Genomic DNA, 17476 nt, shown 5'->3' with positions numbered 1-17476 from the left:
TCGATGCAGCCCTGAAAGGGCGGCGGGCCCGGTTGGAGGGCCAATATCGCGGGGCCGTTGTAAGAGGCGCCGACGAGGCGCCGGTCAGGGGGGCCTAGCCGACCCGTTTCATCCCCATTACGCGCGCGCGCGCCCGTGGGTCGGTATCAAACAACGACGCCAGTTGTTCTGTAATCGCGCCCGCCAATTGCTCGGCGTCGGTGATCGTCACCGCCCGCTCATAGTAGCGGGTCACGTCGTGGCCAATGCCGATTGCCAGAAGCTCCACCGCGCGGCGTTTCTCGACCATGGCGATCACGTCGCGCAGGTGTTTTTCCAGATAGTTGGCCGGGTTTACCGACAACGTGCTGTCGTCCACCGGCGCCCCGTCCGAGATCACCATCAGGATCTTGCGCGCTTCGGTGCGGCCCACCATCCGGCGGTGCGCCCATTCCAGCGCTTCGCCGTCGATGTTTTCCTTCAGCAGACCCTCTTTCATCATCAGGCCCAGATTATCGCGCACGCGCCGCCACGGCGCATCGGCCGATTTATAGACGATGTGGCGCAGGTCGTTCAGGCGCCCGGGCTGTTGCGGGCGACCCTCGGCCAACCATTCTTCCCGTGCCTTGCCGCCCTTCCACGCCCGCGTGGTGAAGCCCAGGATCTCTACCTTCACGCCACACCGCTCCAACGTGCGGGCCAGAACATCGGCACAGATCGCCGCGATAGAGATCGGGCGGCCCCGCATGGAGCCCGAGTTATCGAGCAGCAGCGTCACCACCGTGTCGCGGAATTCGGTATCGTTTTCGACCTTGAAGGACAGGGGTGTTGTGGGGTTGGCCACCACACGCGCCAGGCGGCCCGCATCAAGAATGCCTTCCTCGCGGTCAAATTCCCAGGATCGGTTCTGTTGCGCCTGAAGGCGGCGCTGCAATTTGTTGGCAAGGCGCGACACAGCGCCCTTCAGCGGATCGAGCTGTTGATCCAGATAGGCCCGCAGGCGTTCCAGTTCTTGTGCCTCGGCAAGGTCTTCGGCGGCAATTTCCTCGTCATTCTCGGTCGAGAACACCGTATAGCCGGGATCTGCCTCGGAATGAGGTGCAGGCGGCAGAGGTTCCTGCGGCGCTTCGCCGTCGGGCATTTCCTGCTCTTCCGCCTCGTCCATATCGCCGTTGTCGTCCATCTCGACCTGGGCTTGGGACTCGTCCTGCTGTTCCTCTTGCGACTGCTCGGGAGAGGCCTCTGCCTCTTCGTCATCATTGTCGTCTTCGCCGGTGCTGTCGGGGGCGTCGTCTTCTGTGTCTTCGCCGGCGTCGTCTTCGGCCTCGTCGTCCATATCATCGGGGTCATCGCCCAACTGGTCGCCGTAGCCCAGATCGTCAATCAACTGACGGGCGAATTTGGCGAAGGACTTTTGGTCAGACAGCACGTCTTGCAGGTCTTCCAAAGTGCCGTCGCAACGGTCCTCGATAAAGCCACGCCATAGCTCCATCACATTGCTCGCCTCAGGCGGCAGATCGCGGCCCGTGGCAAGGTGGCGGATCAGGTAGCCCGCCGCAGTGGACAGGGGGGCGTCTGATGCTTCGCGAATTTCGCCGTAGCCTTTGCGGCGGGCATCGTGGCCGATTTTCGCGTCGATGTTGCCTGCGGTGCCGGGCATGTCGCGGGCGCCCATGGCTTCACAGCGGGCGTTTTCCATCGCGTCCATCAGGTCGCGGGCCATCGCCCCTTGCGGCGCGTACCGCGCAGCGGTGCCTTGGTCGTGATATTTGTGGCGCAGGGCCAATGCATCGGCGGTGCCACGGGCCAGTAGAACCTCCTCGCGGGTCATCCGGCGGCTGACCTGAGGCAAGCGGACGCTGTCGGCGCTGAGCCCGGGGGGATCAACGGTATAGGTCACGGCGAGATCGGGATCATCGGCCATCACCCGCGTCGCGTCGGCAAGGGCCTTCTTGAACGGGTCAGCGGGATTATCGGAGGGGTTGAACTTGCTCATCCCTGATATCTGGACCGACACGGGGCCAAGAGCAAGACCTGCGACTGAAGCAGGGGCGTAAAATCACTGCGGGGCTGCCTCGTACCACGCGGTAAAGACATCGTCGCAGGGTTGCGGGCGGCTTTGTTCCGGGTTCCATTGCGACAACGCGATATGGGCCCCGGCAATCTGTCCGCGCTCGGTCACATCGAAGATCGGCGCGTCTTGGGTTTCGTCGGGGTCGGGACGTTCGGCCGAAGCGATCCAGTCTCCGGTCAGCAAGTTTGTATCGCAGCTATACGATCCGCCCATGATCCGATCATAGGTTGAATAGGTCTGCCCCGCCATCACGAAGGCCCCGTCCCGGTAGGCGATGGTTAATTCATTTGTCCAGGTAAAGCGGCCGATGCCGATTTGCTCTTCGATCACTTGTAGCGATCCATTCTCAGCCTGCGCAAGGCTGGGAGATTGGCCAAACATCGGTCCATTGAAAGCAATGTTGCGCGCCACGGCAAGGCTTTCGTGCGGCGCGTTGGCACGGCGGTCCGAGAAGATCAGCAGGTCGGCGGTGTCCGGTTCCGTTTCTGACGTCAGGAGCACGACGGTCTCGCAGCCGTGACGCTCTTCCACCAGATCAAAGCAGGCACTGGCGATCAGGCGTGGAAGGACTTCCATTTCCGCCGAGGTTTGCGCCGTGGCGGGCAGGGGAACAAGGGCGAGGGCTGCAAGGGACAGAAAACGCATGGGATATCCTTGACATAAAACGCCACTTTGACCGGCGCGGCAGCGCAGGCCAAGGCTGGAAAACCCGCAGCGTTTTGCGCGTGGCGATGGGCAGGGCGCGTCGCGACATGCGCCTATGCTGTTAATCGCCGCTACTGGACGAACCAATCGGGCTCGGCATTGCCGCCGCAGAGCACGACGCAAACTTTCTCGTCCTTCTCTGGCACATAGGCGCCCGAGGTCAGCGCCGCCAACGCCACGGCGCTGCCCGGCTCTCCGATCAGGCGGGTGGCCTCCCACAAGCGGTTGGCGGCATCAAAGACATCCGAGTCCGGCAAGATCACGGCCTCGTCCACAAACTCTCGGATCAAGGCAAAGCTATCGACGCCAAGCCTTGGCCCGCCCAAAGACCCCGCTGCGACCCCGCTGGCGGAAACGTCGATGTCTGGACCTTCACGCATGGATTTCTCCAGCGTGTTCGTTCCCTCGGTCTCGACCGAGACGATCTTCACGCGGTCCCGGAACCATGCGGAAATACCGCCAATGAGGCCGCCGCCGCCGGTGGATACAAAGATCGTGTCAATTCCGTCCATCTGCGCCTCGATCTCCCGGGCTAATGTGCCCTGGCCGGTGAGCGTCGGGATCGTGTCATAGGGATGCACCGAGAGCGCACCAGAGGCCTGCGCGTAGGCGGCATATTCGTCCATGCAGGCCCCCACGGAGCCTTCAGTCAACACGACCTCGCAGCCAAAGCCGCGCATCCGGCGCAGTTTCTCCTCTTTCGCGATCAACGACGGGACGTAGATGCGGCTTTGATGGCCGAGCGTTGTAGCCGCGTAAGCCACGGCGGCGCCATGGTTGCCGCCTGACGCGGCCACCACACCGGTGGGGGGCACATCCCGGGTTAACATGTTGTAAAACGCGCCGCGCAGCTTGAACGATCCGGTGATCTGTGTGTGCTCCAGCTTGAAAGTCACGGGGCAGGGCAGACCGAGCGCATGCGCTTCCACTGAAAGAATTGGCGTGCGGCGAATATAAGGGGCGATCAACGGGGCGGCGGCCGAAATGGCGTCAGGCATAGGATGTGTCATGGGCGCGACGATGGACCCGTCACGCGCGATGGTCAACGGGCGCGCGGCAGGCTTTTGCAAAAGCCTGTGCAGAGCCTTGCAAGGCTCTGATTAACGCCCTTGCAAGGGCGTTGGACAGGAATTTGCAAATTCCTGCCCTGCGCTGGCGTCACAATCCGGCGCAAGGGTCGACGGGGGCGGGCGCTGAGGGGCGTCCTTCGATGCGGCGCGCGATGTCTTGGCTGCGACGGATGAGTCCCAGTGTGTTGCCCGGCAAGCCCGCCGCTTCCAGCACGGCGCCCTCCACGGCGCCCCGTACCTCACCCCGCACCCGGTTCTGGGCGTATTGGCCCGCCCGGCAGGCGGCCTCTGCCTCGGTTTGCGGAATGACCGGGATGTTGGGCACGCCGGGAATGTCGCCAAGCCGCACGCCCGGCGCGATTTCAGGGTTGAGTTGCGCATTGATATCGGGCGTTTGGATATCCGCGATAATCACCCCACGGGTCGCACAATCAAGCCGTGTGCCCTGCGGGTCCGGGCCAAGCACGGTGCAGGTCTCCCCGCCCGCAAGGGTCACAGTTTGACCGGGATTATAGGTGGGCTGGCAGGCCGCGATGAATAGAACGGGCAGAAGAGCGAGGTGTTTCATCGGGCAAATGTGACCCAAGGAGCTGCCGCGGGTCGAGGGGAAAACCCACGCCCCTTGCCCCGAAGCCTGCCGTCAGGACGACTGGCAACGCAAGGCGGCGCTATCGCCAATCGGGTGGCAGGTCAGATCCGACGGGTATTCCTGAAAGGTCAGCACACCGGACCCGCCTTGGGTCAGGGTGGCCCGTCGGCTGGCCTCGGGGTTGGCGATCAGCACTCGGACGTAAAACCGGGTCAGCGCCCCTTCCGGGGAAGTCTCGATACGCTGCAAAAGGTCTGATGCTTCAGCAGCTGTCAGGTCGGTGATGATTTCAGGGGCGGGCAGCAGCAATTCCGCCGCAATCCAGCGCCGTTGTACGCCTGAGGGGATGCCTGCGATATCTGCAAGCTCAAGGTCCTCTTGGCCCGAGATCAGGCGGGCGAGGTCGCGCAATTCGGTTTCAAATTGTCCGGCCTGCAATACGTCGTCCACCGCTGCCAGGACATAGCCCATGCGGGTCGCGCGGCCTTGGTCGAAGCGCTGTGGGTCCAGCAAATCCCCAAGCTCCCTCTCTCCGTCCTCCAAAGCAACCTCGGGCAAAACGTCCCGCGCCATTTCGTGGCGGAGGACATTGCGCATACGCTCAAAATCCTGGCAATCGGATTGAACTTGGCGCAGCAGCGAGAGGAACGGTTCCGGCGGATTGCGCGGGGGCTCCCCACCGGCGTGCAATACGGCGACGGCAACGGCGTTCTCTCGGCCCCGTGCCTGGGCCAAACGGGTGATCTCCTCCAGCGCGACGCCGGTTTCTTCCGACAGCGAAGCGAGGCTTACCGATGCGCCGTAGTGGTCGATCTCGCGGGCGTTCATCGCGCAATGGGCCCCGAACCACGCAATCGCAGCGCGGATGTCAGCAAGCGCCGCAGGGCGAGTGGAAAAGGCGGGCGGGCGAAGTCCCTCCGCATTCAGCGCGCCCACAGTCAAGACCAGCGCGACGAGGGAAATGAGGTATCTCAGGCCCATAACGTTCCCAGCTTTGGTTGCACACTTGGTGCTGCAAGCCCTGATGCTCTAGACGCCCGATAAGTGGGGCGCCCGATACGTTAGGTGCCCGATACTTCAGGCGAGTGTGCTTCCAAGGCTCGCGAACACGAACACCATAAAAGAAACCACGAAGTAACCAAGCCCTCGGTTTCGCCGGAACAGCAAACCTAGGCACCCGATCACCAAAGGAACGAACAGGCTGCCCAATTGGTAGCCAATGTAGCCCGCCCAATCCATTTGGCCCATCATGTCCCGCTGCACGATGATCGCAAGCGACGGGCCAAATTGCAGAACCGCGAGAAATGCGATGGTGACACCGACCCAAAGCGACGTTCGCGGCTTTTTCGACGGCGTTACAACAGGGTTACGGCCGAGATGATCCGCGCCCGAATTGCCGGACGCGGGTGTAGTATCGTTCCGATCAGCCAAGGCTCATGGAGGCGGCACTTTCGGGCAGCTCTTCATCGAAGCAACGCTGGTAGAACTCGGCCACGGTCTGGCGCTCCAACTCGTCACATTTGTTCAGGAACGACACGCGGAAGGCATAGCCCACGTCGCGGAAGATTTCAGCGTTCTGGGCCCAGTTGATGACAGTCCGAGGCGACATGACGGTGGAAAGCTCTCCGTTCATGAATGCCGTGCGGGTCAGCTCCGCCACCGTCACCATCTGGCTCATCGTCTTGCGACCGGCCTCGGTGTTGTAGTGGGGCTGCTTGGCGAGAACGATGTTCACCTCCGCATCATGGGACAGGTAGTTCAACGTTGCGACAAGAGACCAACGGTCCATCTGCGCTTGGTTGATCTGCTGGGTGCCGTGGTACAGACCCGTCGTGTCGCCCAAGCCCACGGTGTTGGCCGTGGCGAAAAGGCGGAAATAGGGGTTTGGGGTGATGATCTCGTTCTGATCCATGAGGGTCAGCTTGCCGTCGGTTTCCAACACGCGCTGGATCACGAACATCACGTCGGCGCGGCCCGCGTCGTATTCATCAAACACGATGGCCACGGGATTGCGCAGCGCCCAAGGCAGGATGCCTTCGTGGAATTCTGTCACCTGTTTGCCGTCGCGCAGCTTGATGGCGTCTTTACCGATCAGGTCGATCCGGCTGATGTGACTGTCGAGGTTTACCCGCACGGTGGGCCAGTTCAGACGTGCGCCAACTTGCTCGATGTGGGTGGATTTGCCGGTGCCGTGGTAACCCTGCACCATAACGCGGCGGTTGTAGCCGTAGCCTGCAAGGATCGCCAAGGTGGTGTCGGGATCAAACTTATAGGTCGGATCAATCTCGGGCACGCGGTCAGTCGGCTCGGCAAAACCCTTGACCTTCATATCCGTGTCGATGCCGAACACCTCACGGACCGAGAACTCTTCGGTGGGTTTCGCGTCGATGCTCAAGCTGTTGCCGTCGGCCATGGTGCCCTCAAAAATCTGGAAATTGCCTTCCGCTCGAAATGCATTAAATAACGCGGCGCTGCAAGGGGGAGGGCGCCGTGACAACAGGAACACTCGTGACTGGCAACCTGGCGCAAGCTGTGCTTTGGGTAGGCCCATGACAACGCCGCAGGACCTTGAGGAAATGATGGCGCGCATCCAATTGCGCGACCGTTCGGCTTTTTCTTCCCTCTATTCGGCAACCTCTGCGAAACTTTTCGGGGTGATCCTGCGTGTCTTAAAGGACCGAGCTGGCGCGGAAGATGTTTTGCAGGATGTTTACGTCAAGATTTGGAACAAGGCGGACCGTTACCGGGTGACCGGGCATAGTCCGATGACATGGATGATTACGATTGCACGCAACGCGGCGATTGACCGATTGCGCGCACAGGGTCCCGCGACGGACGATGTCGATGACATCGTGACGCTCTCGGCCCTCGGCGCCACGCCCGAGCAGACGGCGATTGCGGCCAGTGAAGCGGGCCGGATCGTGGATTGCCTGGCGGAGCTGGACGCGGACCGCGCCAACGCCGTTCGCGGCGTCTATCTGGAAGGGCAGTCGTATCAGGACATGGCCTTGCGGTACGATGTGCCGCTAAACACGATGAAAACATGGCTGCGCCGCAGTCTGAACAGTTTGAAGGAGTGCCTCGCGTCGTGAGCGACCGGACCGACATACCGCCTGAGACGGACCCGCTGGCGGCTGAGTATGTGCTCGGCCTGCTGTCGCCCGTTGAGCGCACCGCGTTTGAAGCGCGGCTGCGGGCCGAGCCCGTGTTGGCCAAAGAAATCCGCCAATGGGAGGTCTATTTCGCCACGATGGCTGATCTGGAGGTCGCGCCCGTGGCCCCGCCCGCCCGTGTTCTACACAGCATCGAGGCGCAGGTTTTCAGCACCGAAACCACCCGCGGCAGCCTATGGGACCGCGTGGGCTTCTGGCGCGGGCTGTCGGTCACAACCTCGGCACTGGCGATTGCGGCGGTGGGCTTTGCCGTTTTGACCAATATCCAGCTCCCCACCACCGATGTGCCGGAAACGGGCATCCCGGCGGGGACGTTGTTGATGACCCATCTGGTGCCCCTTGAAGGCTCCACCCTGGGACTTGCCGTAACCCGAGAGCCCTCTGGCGTGCTGCAAGTGCGCCGGGTGGCGGGCACCATGGCCGCAGACCGCTCGCAGGAGCTGTGGGTGATTGTGGGCGACAATGCGCCAGTGTCGTTGGGTATTTTGGACGACGACGCGCTGACCACCCTGACCCCTGACGCGGATTTGGATGCGCTGTTCACGGTGGGGGCGGCGCTGGCCATCACTGATGAGCCTTTGGGCGGCTCGCCCACGGGTGATCCGACTGGCGATGTTCTTGCCTTGGGCACGCTTGTTGCGCTGTAAGGTGCTGGTCGGAAACGACTTTTCCAAGATCACAAATCGTTCATCAGAATATTTCATCTTTTTTGAAACAAGATGAACCGTCTTTTCGTGGCTTCTCATGTCTCCGGGCAGCGACCCGGCAACCAACTGAGGAACACTCACAATGACAATCAAATCCTTTGCAGCAACTTTGTCCGCAGCAGCTCTTCTTTCCGGCGCAGCTTTCGCCGATGGCCACGCGAACCCACAGGTTGGCGGCGCTGACATGATGATGGAAATGAACATCGTCGAGAACGCCAGCAACTCGCCCATCCACACAACGCTGGTCGCAGCGGTTGTGGAAGCAGGCCTTGTGGACACGCTGGCAGGCGACGGTCCGTTCACCGTATTTGCGCCCACCGATGACGCATTCGCCGCGCTGCCTGAAGGCACCGTGGCTGCGTTGCTCGAGCCTGAAAACCGCGACCGACTGGTCGAAATCCTGACCTGCCACGTTGTGGGCGCGGAAGTGTTCTCTGACGCCATTGGCGGCATGATCGCAGATGACGGCGGCGCGCACCCGGTTGAGACCCTCGGCGGCTGCACCCTGACCGCTGAAATGAACGGCGACATGATCACATTGACCGACGAGCAGGGCCAAGTCGCCACGGTCACGATCCCCGATGTGGACCAGTCCAATGGCGTGATCCACGTGATCGACACAGTAATGTTGCCTGCCGCTTAAGCCAGATATTCGGATGGTCCGCGTGTTCGTGCGGGCCATTCGTGCAGGCAGCAGCCATCCTTGCGGTGTGTACTTGCCCAACACGTCCTTCTGTCCCCTGTGTATGGGTCCCGTTTGTGACACACCAAAAGGAAAAGCCGGGCGTATCATGCGCCCGGCTTTGTTATGTATTCAGACTTTTGACGCGCCTGAAGAAGGCGCGCGGCTAAGGTTTAGTTCCAGCAGCTGACCCGAACCGTCATGTCTGCGGCTTCACGGCTGATGTTTTCGCGGTTCAATGCGCCCACGGGCTGCGCCAGCGTCAGGCCAATGCCCGCGCCTTGCAAAACAGGCACCAGTTGGTCCGAGCGCAACGCCAGCGTCACATCGGAGGGCAGGGTGCGGTTGCCCACAGTGCCCGGAAGAACCACGCCAATGACATTGCCCGACAGGTCCAGAACCGGGCCGCCGGCCTCGGTATCGGCGGTGTCTACGGCAAGGCGTTGTACGGTTTCTTCACCGTTCACGCCGCGCAGGTCCGCCAAGGTGCCGAAGGTGGTGGAGGCCGAAGACAACGCGCCGCCAAAGGGGAAACCCGCCACGGCGATCTCTGCACGCAGACGCGAAGGTGCATCGGCCACCTGGGCAAACCCCAATGGGGCAAGCTGTTGGTTGGGGGTCAAGACGGCAATGCCCAAAGCCTCATCACGGAAGCTGACCGTTGCCTCATAGGCGTTGTCGATCAGGATCTGACCGCATTGGCCGATCACTTCCGTCGTTGTCAGGACCGAGCCTTGGGCATCCAGATAGAAGCCAGAGCGCACGATATCGGGTCGGCGCACGGTCAAGCCAGAGACCATGTCGATGCTTTCATCCAGCCCCTCAGGCACCGCTGCCGGGTCAAGCGAGCCTTCAACGGCCTGGAAGCTGGCCTGCATCATCGGCAGAACACGAGCGATCTGGTCGTCGGCGGAAGGCTCCCAAATCAGGGTGAAGCCCTTGACCGCGCCGTTCACCAGCCGCGCTTCGGTATGAGAGCGCAGCTCAGGCGATTGGCCGGTCAGCACGAAGCTGTCGTTGCCACGCTCCCGTTCGCCCTCAAGGGGGACGATGTCGAGGGTTTGCATGATCTCGTAGAGGCCAAACAGCGTCGCCCGGTCGCCCGGCTGGCTGATCAACATGACGCGCACGCCGCTGTCGTTGATTTCGTCATATTGGGCGAAGGGGAAGTTGTAGCTGCCGAAATTCACCATCGCCATGGGCAGATCCATCTGGATGCCCGCGCGTTGGTCCAGCACGTTGCGCATGCCCAGGGCGTTCAACTCGCCCTGATATTCGCCAAGCAACTGCGCCCGTTGACGGGTGGTGAGGATTCCCGAAGGCTCCATCCCGCGGTCGGTCTGATACGCCTGCATGGAGCCGCGCGTACCGGGGCCGAAGGCGCCGTCGATGCGGCCATTGTAGAAGCCGAACCATTGCAGGGCGATTTGCAGCTGGTCGCGCTCTTCGCGGGTCAGGGCGGCCTCGGACTGGCGGGCCTGTTGCGGGGTCTCGTCTGGGACGACGACCTCTTCAACCACCTCTTCGACGACGATTTCCTCGGCAGTCTCTTCCTCAACAAGCGGGGTTGTTTGGTCCAGATCGCCCGCAGCAACGGGGTAGAATTGCGAGGCATAAAGATCGCCATCTTCCAGGAAACTATCGCGTGGGATCAGACCTTGGCCGAGCAGACGCTGGATCACCAACTGCCCGGTTTCCGGGTCAAACGGGCCAAGGGCCACGGCGTAAAGACCGGTGGTGGCGCGAAAACCGTTCACGTTTTCGACCAGTTGCGCATAGGCGCGTACCCGTTGTTCGGCGGCGGCAAGGCTTTGATGCGCCTCGATCTGAACCCAGACTTGGTTCTGCGCCTGTGCGCTGCCAACAAACCCAAAAACCACAAAACTCAGGGCCATAAGCCCCTGCAAAAAACGCATCGCCATGATTATCCCGTAACCCTGTATGTAATTCTCAACACGCTTGGCCCTACGTGACCCGCGCGATCCAGTCCTGAACGTACCGGGGCTTTGCGTCGATTGCACCCTGTTTTGCAATAGTTTTCCGCAAGTGATGCCCCTAGCGTGGCCGATATGCGCCATCGCCGCATCGGCGCTTTGGATCGGGTCGCTTTGTTGACCACGGCCCGCGCCCCGTCTAGTCATCGCGCCAAACCCGCTATACCGGAGCCGTTCACCGATGACTGAGGCAACCACCCCCCGCTCGTTCCAAGAGATCATCCTGCGCCTACAGGCGTATTGGGCGGCCAAGGGCTGCGCGATCATGCAGCCCTACGATATGGAAGTTGGCGCAGGCACGTTTCATCCTGCCACAACCCTGCGTTCGTTGGGCGACCGGGCGTGGACGGCGGCCTATGTGCAGCCCTCGCGCCGCCCCACCGATGGGCGCTATGGCGAGAACCCCAACCGCTTGCAGCATTACTATCAGTATCAGGTCATCATCAAACCAAGCCCGCCCGACCTGCAGGACCTCTACCTTGGCAGCTTGCGGGCCATCGGAATTGATACCGATCTGCACGACATCCGTTTCGTGGAAGACGATTGGGAAAGCCCCACCCTTGGCGCCTGGGGCTTGGGTTGGGAAGTGTGGTGTGACGGCATGGAAGTGTCTCAGTTCACCTATTTCCAACAGGTTGGCGGCCACGATTGCCACCCCGTCTCGGGCGAGTTGACCTACGGGTTGGAGCGTTTGGCGATCTATATCCTTGGCATCGATCACGTCATGGACATGCCCTACAACGACCCCGATGCGCCGATCGCGCTGACCTACGGCGACGTGTTCCGCCAGACGGAAGAGGAATACTCCCGCCACAACTTCGACGCGGCCACCACCGAGACCTTGTTGCGCCACTTTGAGGATGCCGAGGCCGAGTGTCAGCAACTGTTGTCCCACGACGCCGTGGACCCAAAGACCGGCAAACTTATCATCATGGTCCACCCCGCCTACGACCAAGCGATCAAGGCGAGCCATATGTTCAACCTTCTTGATGCCCGTGGCGTGATCTCGGTCACGGAACGCCAAGCCTACATTGGCAGGGTCCGTGCCTTGACGAAGATGTGCGCCGATGCCTTCGTGCAAACGGCAGCAGGCGGCGCGGATGTGACAACTGCGGCAGGTGCCGCGTGACCTCGGGCCGCATCATCGTGGTGGTGATCGTGCTGTCCACGATCCTGTTTGGCGTGGGTCTTTGGTACACCAACACCCGCGCCTATTATGCGCCGTTGGAAGAGGTTTCTCTGACAGTTCAGGCCGAAGACGGCACGCTGGTGCCGCTGGCGATCTCGGACGCGCAAGGCATTGACGCCGCGACCTCTCCGTTGCGCTACCGGGCCTGTTTCACGCTGGATGATATGGCCCCTCTGGCCGATGCCACACCCTACGCCGACCCCACGCCTCTGTTCCCGCCCGCGTGGTTCGATTGCTTTGATGCCTCCGCTATTGGCGGGGCGCTGGAGAGCGGCGCGGCGCAGGCCTACATGAGCCAATTCGACTTCGCCCGTGGCGTGGACCGCGTGGTTGCCATCTTCCCCGACGGGCGCGGCTTCGCCTGGACCCAACTTAACGGCACGCTGGAATAGGTGCCGCCGATAACCCCATTCGCGCGATTGCCCGCGCCTGACGATCAATAGGACGCTTCCCATGCCCGACCTTCTGCTGGAACTCTTTTCCGAAGAAATACCCGCCCGAATGCAGGCTCGCGCCAGTGCGGACCTCAAGCGGATGGTGACCGATGGTCTGGTGGAGGCAGGGTTGACCTACGCCTCTGCGGGCACTTTCGTCACGCCCCGCCGCCTTGTCCTGACCGTTGAGGGGCTGACGGAATCCTCGCCCACCACGTCCGAAGAACGCCGTGGCCCCAAGGTCGGCGCGCCGGAGAAAGCGTTGGAAGGCTTCCTGCGCGGGGCAGGGGTGTCGCGTGATGCGCTGGAAGAACGCGAAGAAAAGAAGGGCACCTTCTACTATGCCAAAGTCACGACCGAGGGCCGCGAGGCGCAGGTCATCATCGCCGAGTTGATCCCGCAAGTGATCCGCACGTTCCCTTGGCCCAAGTCCATGCGCTGGGGCTCGGGTAGCCTGAAGTGGGTGCGCCCGTTGCAGTCGATCCTGTGCATTCTGTCGCGCGAAGATGGCTCGGAAGTGGTGCCATTCGACGTGGACGGCATCACGGCAGGCAACACGACCGAAGGCCACCGTTTCATGGCACCGGGCCGCTTTGCGGTGTCCTCGTTCGATGATTACTCTTCCAAACTGCGGGCCGCCCATGTGGTTCTGTCGGCCCAGGACCGGGCCGATGCGATCTGGCACGATGCCACCAACATGGCCTTCGCGGCGGGGCTGGAGGTTGTGGAAGACGCCGGCCTTCTGGCCGAGGTCGCGGGCCTTGTGGAATGGCCCGTCGTCTTGATGGGCGAGATTGCCGAAGATTTCCTGGGCCTGCCCGCCGAAGTGCTGCAAACCTCCATGCGCGAACACCAGAAGTTCTTCTCGGTCCGCAACCCCGCCACGGGCCGGATTGAGCGTTTTATCACGGTTGCCAACCGCGACACGGCCGATGCCGGAGCCACGATCATCGCCGGTAACTCCAAGGTGCTGTTCGCCCGTCTGGCAGACGGAAAGTTCTTCTGGGACAACGACTTGCGCATTGCGCGCGACGGTATGGGCGCATGGCGCGAGGCGTTGAAGAACGTCACGTTTGAGCGCCGCTTGGGCAGCCAGTCGGAACGGGTGGAGCGCATCGCCGCCTTGGCCCGCGAAATCGCCCCCATGGTCGGCGCGGACCCAACGGCGGCCGAGACTGCCGCCCGCATCGCCAAGGCCGATCTGTCGTCGGAAATGGTCTATGAGTTCCCCGAGCTGCAAGGCACGATGGGGAAATACTATGCCTTGGAAGCGGGCCTCGCCCCCGAAATCGCCGCCGTGGCCGAAGAGCATTACGCCCCCCTCGGCCCCACCGATGACGTCCCCACAGCGCCGTTGAGCGTCGCCGTGGCGCTGGCCGACAAGCTGGACCTGCTGACAGGCTTCTGGGCGATTGATGAGAAGCCTACCGGGTCGAAAGACCCGTTTGCGCTGCGCCGTGCGGCACTGGGGGTTATTCGTCTGGCGCTTGAGAACGGCCTGCAATTCTCGCTTCAGGCTTTGATGATAAAGGCGTTTGAAGGCGGCTATGACAAAGAACCTCAGGACGCTATTGAACTTTCCGCAGACTTGATCGGATTCTTCCATGATCGCCTAAAAGTTCTGCTTCGCGATCAAGGCATTCGCCATGACGTTATTGATGCGTGCCTAGGCGGTGCTAATGACGATGTGCTGGATCTTCTCGTAAAGCGCGCCCGCGCGTTGCAATCCTTCCTCGACACGCCCGACGGCGAAAACCTGATCCAGGGCTACAAGCGTTCCGCCAACATCCTTGCCCAAGCCGAGCAGAAGGACGGGGTGGAATATCGCTTCGGTGCGGACGCCAAATACGCCGAAACGGCTGAGGAAACGGCCCTGTTCGACGCCCTTGAAGCGGCGAGGAAAGCCATCGCGCCAGCGGTGGCCGAGGAGCAGTTTGAAGCCGCCATGGGCGAGATGGCCAAGCTCCGTGCCCCCATTGATGCCTTCTTCGAGGCCGTTCAGGTGAACGCCGACAGCGATATCATCCGCCGTAACCGGTTGAACTTGCTGCACGATATTACGCAAACCTGTGGCTCGGTGGCGGATTTGACCAAGATCGAGGGGTAATCCGCCTACGCCGCGCCGCAGCAACACTTCTGCACAAAACTGTCACATGATTGCCCGGTTAACTGGACAGTCATGGCTCCGACTGTATCGTTCGCGAATGTTAACCCGGAACCCGGCCCATGCTTACCACGCCTGACTTCACCGAGATCACACCCACCGCCGATATCCGCAAGGACCGGCATGGGAACCGTGCGAAGTGCCTTCAGCGGTTGGTGCGGCTGGATATGCCCGTGCCGCCAACGGTCGCGCTCAGCTTCGATACAGTGCGCGCGATCGCGGAAGGGCGGATGCCTGATCTGGAATCGCTGGTGGGCCTGTTTGGCTCCGGTGCGCTCTTGTCTGTGCGGTCGTCTTCGGAAACGCCCGATTGGGGCGGGCCGGGCACGATCCTGAATGTCGGCATGTGTGACGCCACCCATGACGCGCTGGCGCAAACCCACGGCCCCGACGTGGCGGGCGCGGTCTATACGAATTTCATCCGCTCCTACGCGGTGCACGTCCATCGCCTTGATGCCGATGATTTTGAAAACCCCATCACCCCAAGAATCGCCAAGGCGGCCTATGAGGCCGAGATGGAAGAGCCGTTTCCGCAGGACCCCACGGTGCAATTGGCGGAAGTTCTGCGCTCCATGGCGCGGGCGTGGGAAGGGACGACGGCGCGGCTCTTGCGGCAAGCCCGAGGGGCGCCCGCCGATGCGGGGCTTGGCCTTGTAGTGCAGAAGATGGCGCTTGGCCCGGCGCAGGGGATTTCCGGGGCAGGGGTCATTCAGTTCGTTTCCTCCGACACCGGGGAACCTCAAGTTACCGGGCGATATCTGCCCCGCGGGCAGGGGCGTCAGGCGCTGACAGAAGGGGCGGCGCAATTTATCGAAAGCGACCCCCGTGGCGCTGCCTTGGAAGATGTCGCGCCCGAGCAATTGCAAGCCCTGCGCAATGCCCACGGTGTGATGCGTCACCGGCTGCGCGAAGAAATGCAGATCGAATTCACGTTGATGGATGGGGAACTGTCGATCCTCGATGCCATACGCACCCCCCGTTCAGCCCGCGGTGAGGTTGAAATCGCCGTCGCCCTCTCGGAAACCGGCGTGATTTCTCGGGAAGAGGCGTTGATGCGCATTCCCCCGTATACGCTCAACGGATTGCTACACCGGCAGGTCAAACCCGGCGGGGATCGTGATTTGCTGACCACGGGCATTCCCGCCGCCCCCGGTGCCGCGACCGGTAAGATCGTGTTCTCAAGCGCCGGTGCCACCGCTGCCGCCGCGCAGGGGGAGCCTTGTATTCTGGTGCGCCGCGAAACCTCGCCCGAGGATATTCGAGGAATGCACGCGGCACAGGCGATTTTGACAGAACGCGGTGGCGTGACCTCCCATGCGGCGGTCATTGCCCGCGGTTTGGGCCTGCCCTGCGTGGCGGGCGCGACGAGCCTGCAACTGGATGCGCGCAAGAAAACCATCACGGTGCCGGGGCGTCGGGTGTTTCATGAGGGCGATATCATCACCATTGACGGCTCGGCGGGGGAAGTGCTCGTCGGCGCGGCGGAGATGATCGAACCCGCCCTGGGCGGTGCCTTCGCCAAACTGATGGATTGGGCCGATGAGGCCCGTGATATTGGTATTCGCGCCAACGCAGACACGCCCGAAGATGCGGCCATGGCGCAGAGTTTCGGGGTGGACGGGATCGGCCTGTGCCGGACCGAGCATATGTTCTTCGACGCCACGCGCATGACAGTGATGCGCGAGATGATCTTTGCCGAGAACGCCCAGGATCGCGCGGCGTCCCTTGATCGCTTGCTGCCGATGCAGCGGGAAGATTTCACCAAATTGTTCGAGTTGATGAAGGGCCAGCCCGTCACAATCCGCCTGTTTGACCCGCCCTTGCACGAATTCCTGCCCCGTGACCGCGATGGCATCCGCGCCTTGGCGGAAGCGCTGGACATACCGGTGAGCCGTGTGGCGCAGCGAATTGAGGCGTTGCAGGAATTCAACCCGATGTTGGGGATGCGTGGGGTCCGCTTGGGCATTACCGTGCCTGAGATCTATGACATGCAGGCCCGCGCGATTTTTGAGGCGACCGTTGCGTCCTCCAAGAAAGGCGCGCCGATCGTCCCAGAGATCATGATCCCCCTGGTCACGGCCCGCCGTGAAGTGGAGATTGTGAAAGCCGCCATTGACGGTATTGCTGCCGAAGTGCGCAACAAAACCGGCGTGAATTTCACCTATCGCCTTGGCGTCATGGTTGAAACGCCGCGTGCTGCCCTGCGGGCCGGAGAGATCGCCGAACATGCGGCGTTTTTGTCGTTCGGCACCAATGACTTGACCCAAATGACCTATGGCCTCAGCCGCGATGATGCGGGCCGTTTCATGTCCGCCTACGTGCAACAGGGGGTCTTCCCGGAGGATCCGTTTCGAGAGTTGGACATGGACGGTGTGGGGGAGTTGGTGCTTCTGGGCGCTGAGCGGGGGCGCTCGGTGCGGCCCGAACTGACCCTGGCGCTTTGCGGCGAACACGGCGGCCATCCAGAGTCGGTTGAGTTCTCGCGCAAGGCGGGTTTCGACTATGTGTCGTGCTCTCCGTACCGGGTGCCGGTGGCAAAGCTTGCAGCCGCTCAATTCTCCATCCAAGACAAGGGCTTGCTGGGGGACGTTAAGGTATAGCTTTAAGGCGTGTCCTCTAAATCTAGTGGGCCTCATACGGGCCAACACAGGACTCAGGGCCGATTTTGCCGTTCCTAAAATTTGAGTTAACTACCCGCCAACGAGATCAGCCAGGA

At 61.9% G+C, this 17476-nt stretch carries 15 protein-coding genes; 7 read left to right on the top strand and 8 right to left on the bottom strand.

The genetic code is table 11. The annotated features are described in order from the left end of the window. Window positions 1-94: 94 nt before the first annotated feature. The 7 genes from cobT to cobS all read right to left on the bottom strand — a co-directional run bounded on the left by cobT (window position 95) and on the right by cobS (window position 6830). Window positions 95-1975, bottom strand: a complete 1881-nt coding sequence (cobT, locus tag AADW23_RS15820; RefSeq protein ID WP_341861905.1) for a cobaltochelatase subunit CobT — start codon at window positions 1973-1975, stop codon at window positions 95-97. A 63-nt stretch (window positions 1976-2038) separates the two neighbouring features. Further along, the gene (locus AADW23_RS15815; RefSeq protein ID WP_341861904.1) at window positions 2039-2698 is read right to left on the bottom strand and encodes a hypothetical protein; all 660 of its coding nucleotides are present in this window, start codon (window positions 2696-2698) and stop codon (window positions 2039-2041) included. Between the two features lie 131 nt (window positions 2699-2829). Continuing rightward, complete coding sequence (locus tag AADW23_RS15810; protein WP_341861903.1) at window positions 2830-3756, bottom strand: threonine/serine dehydratase; 927 nt, start codon at window positions 3754-3756, stop codon at window positions 2830-2832. 160 nt (window positions 3757-3916) lie between these two features. Beyond that, window positions 3917-4396, bottom strand: a complete 480-nt coding sequence (locus tag AADW23_RS15805; protein ID WP_341861902.1) for a hypothetical protein — start codon at window positions 4394-4396, stop codon at window positions 3917-3919. A 72-nt stretch (window positions 4397-4468) separates the two neighbouring features. Then, a complete protein-coding gene (locus tag AADW23_RS15800; RefSeq protein ID WP_341861901.1) occupies window positions 4469-5398 on the bottom strand; it encodes a hypothetical protein in 930 nt (309 codons plus the stop codon). A 96-nt stretch (window positions 5399-5494) separates the two neighbouring features. Beyond that, window positions 5495-5848: a hypothetical protein gene (locus AADW23_RS15795; protein ID WP_341861900.1), complete on the bottom strand. Its 354-nt coding sequence runs from the start codon at window positions 5846-5848 to the stop codon at window positions 5495-5497. Next, on the bottom strand, window positions 5841-6830 hold the full coding sequence (gene cobS / locus AADW23_RS15790; RefSeq protein WP_341861899.1) for a cobaltochelatase subunit CobS: 990 nt from the start codon (window positions 6828-6830) through the stop codon (window positions 5841-5843). Before cobS ends, AADW23_RS15795 begins: the two co-directional genes overlap by 8 nt. A 136-nt stretch (window positions 6831-6966) precedes the next feature. Between cobS and AADW23_RS15785 the strand changes: the two genes are divergently transcribed. From AADW23_RS15785 to AADW23_RS15775, 3 genes are all read left to right on the top strand, one after another. Further along, complete coding sequence (locus AADW23_RS15785; protein ID WP_341861898.1) at window positions 6967-7509, top strand: sigma-70 family RNA polymerase sigma factor; 543 nt, start codon at window positions 6967-6969, stop codon at window positions 7507-7509. Further along, the gene (locus tag AADW23_RS15780; RefSeq protein ID WP_341861897.1) at window positions 7506-8237 is read left to right on the top strand and encodes an anti-sigma factor; all 732 of its coding nucleotides are present in this window, start codon (window positions 7506-7508) and stop codon (window positions 8235-8237) included. Before AADW23_RS15785 ends, AADW23_RS15780 begins: the two co-directional genes overlap by 4 nt. A 142-nt stretch (window positions 8238-8379) precedes the next feature. Then, entirely contained in the window at window positions 8380-8940 is a 561-nt protein-coding gene (locus AADW23_RS15775; protein WP_341861896.1) for a fasciclin domain-containing protein, read from the top strand. Window positions 8941-9152: 212 nt separating this feature from the next. Here the strand turns inward: AADW23_RS15775 and AADW23_RS15770 are convergent, their stop codons facing one another. Then, a complete protein-coding gene (locus tag AADW23_RS15770) occupies window positions 9153-10901 on the bottom strand; it encodes a serine protease (RefSeq protein ID WP_341861895.1) in 1749 nt (582 codons plus the stop codon). Window positions 10902-11154: 253 nt separating this feature from the next. Here AADW23_RS15770 and AADW23_RS15765 point away from each other — a divergent pair, with 253 nt between their 5' ends. The 4 genes from AADW23_RS15765 (at window position 11155) to AADW23_RS15750 (ending at window position 17360) form a co-directional block, all read left to right on the top strand. Next, window positions 11155-12102, top strand: coding sequence for a glycine--tRNA ligase subunit alpha (locus AADW23_RS15765; RefSeq protein ID WP_341861894.1), 948 nt, complete (start codon window positions 11155-11157; stop codon window positions 12100-12102). Further along, window positions 12099-12554, top strand: coding sequence for a DUF6446 family protein (locus AADW23_RS15760; protein ID WP_341861893.1), 456 nt, complete (start codon window positions 12099-12101; stop codon window positions 12552-12554). Before AADW23_RS15765 ends, AADW23_RS15760 begins: the two co-directional genes overlap by 4 nt. A gap of 61 nt (window positions 12555-12615) precedes the next feature. Then, window positions 12616-14703 carry a glycine--tRNA ligase subunit beta gene (gene glyS / locus AADW23_RS15755; protein WP_341861892.1) on the top strand — a complete coding sequence of 696 codons (2088 nt, stop codon included), beginning with the start codon at window positions 12616-12618 and terminating at the stop codon, window positions 14701-14703. 119 nt (window positions 14704-14822) lie between these two features. Beyond that, the gene (locus AADW23_RS15750) at window positions 14823-17360 is read left to right on the top strand and encodes a putative PEP-binding protein (protein ID WP_341861891.1); all 2538 of its coding nucleotides are present in this window, start codon (window positions 14823-14825) and stop codon (window positions 17358-17360) included. The last annotated feature ends 116 nt before the right edge of the window (window positions 17361-17476 follow it).

This window comes from Gymnodinialimonas sp. 57CJ19 (assembly GCF_038396845.1).
Classification (GTDB): domain Bacteria; phylum Pseudomonadota; class Alphaproteobacteria; order Rhodobacterales; family Rhodobacteraceae; genus Gymnodinialimonas.
This window is presented reverse-complemented; position numbering and strand designations above follow the sequence as displayed.

Bases quoted from the DNA above. Each gene is read 5' to 3' on its own strand.
- cobT (WP_341861905.1), bottom strand. From the start codon at position 1,975: ATGAGCAAGTTCAACCCCTCCGATAATCCCGCTGACCCGTTCAAGAAG.
- AADW23_RS15815 (WP_341861904.1), bottom strand. From the start codon at position 2,698: ATGCGTTTTCTGTCCCTTGCAGCCCTCGCCCTTGTTCCCCTGCCCGCC.
- AADW23_RS15810 (WP_341861903.1), bottom strand. From the start codon at position 3,756: ATGCCTGACGCCATTTCGGCCGCCGCCCCGTTGATCGCCCCTTATATT.
- AADW23_RS15805 (WP_341861902.1), bottom strand. From the start codon at position 4,396: ATGAAACACCTCGCTCTTCTGCCCGTTCTATTCATCGCGGCCTGCCAG.
- AADW23_RS15800 (WP_341861901.1), bottom strand. From the start codon at position 5,398: ATGGGCCTGAGATACCTCATTTCCCTCGTCGCGCTGGTCTTGACTGTG.
- cobS (WP_341861899.1), bottom strand. From the start codon at position 6,830: ATGGCCGACGGCAACAGCTTGAGCATCGACGCGAAACCCACCGAAGAG.
- AADW23_RS15785 (WP_341861898.1), top strand. From the start codon at position 6,967: ATGACAACGCCGCAGGACCTTGAGGAAATGATGGCGCGCATCCAATTG.
- AADW23_RS15775 (WP_341861896.1), top strand. From the start codon at position 8,380: ATGACAATCAAATCCTTTGCAGCAACTTTGTCCGCAGCAGCTCTTCTT.
- AADW23_RS15770 (WP_341861895.1), bottom strand. From the start codon at position 10,901: ATGGCGATGCGTTTTTTGCAGGGGCTTATGGCCCTGAGTTTTGTGGTT.
- AADW23_RS15765 (WP_341861894.1), top strand. From the start codon at position 11,155: ATGACTGAGGCAACCACCCCCCGCTCGTTCCAAGAGATCATCCTGCGC.
- glyS (WP_341861892.1), top strand. From the start codon at position 12,616: ATGCCCGACCTTCTGCTGGAACTCTTTTCCGAAGAAATACCCGCCCGA.
- AADW23_RS15750 (WP_341861891.1), top strand. From the start codon at position 14,823: ATGCTTACCACGCCTGACTTCACCGAGATCACACCCACCGCCGATATC.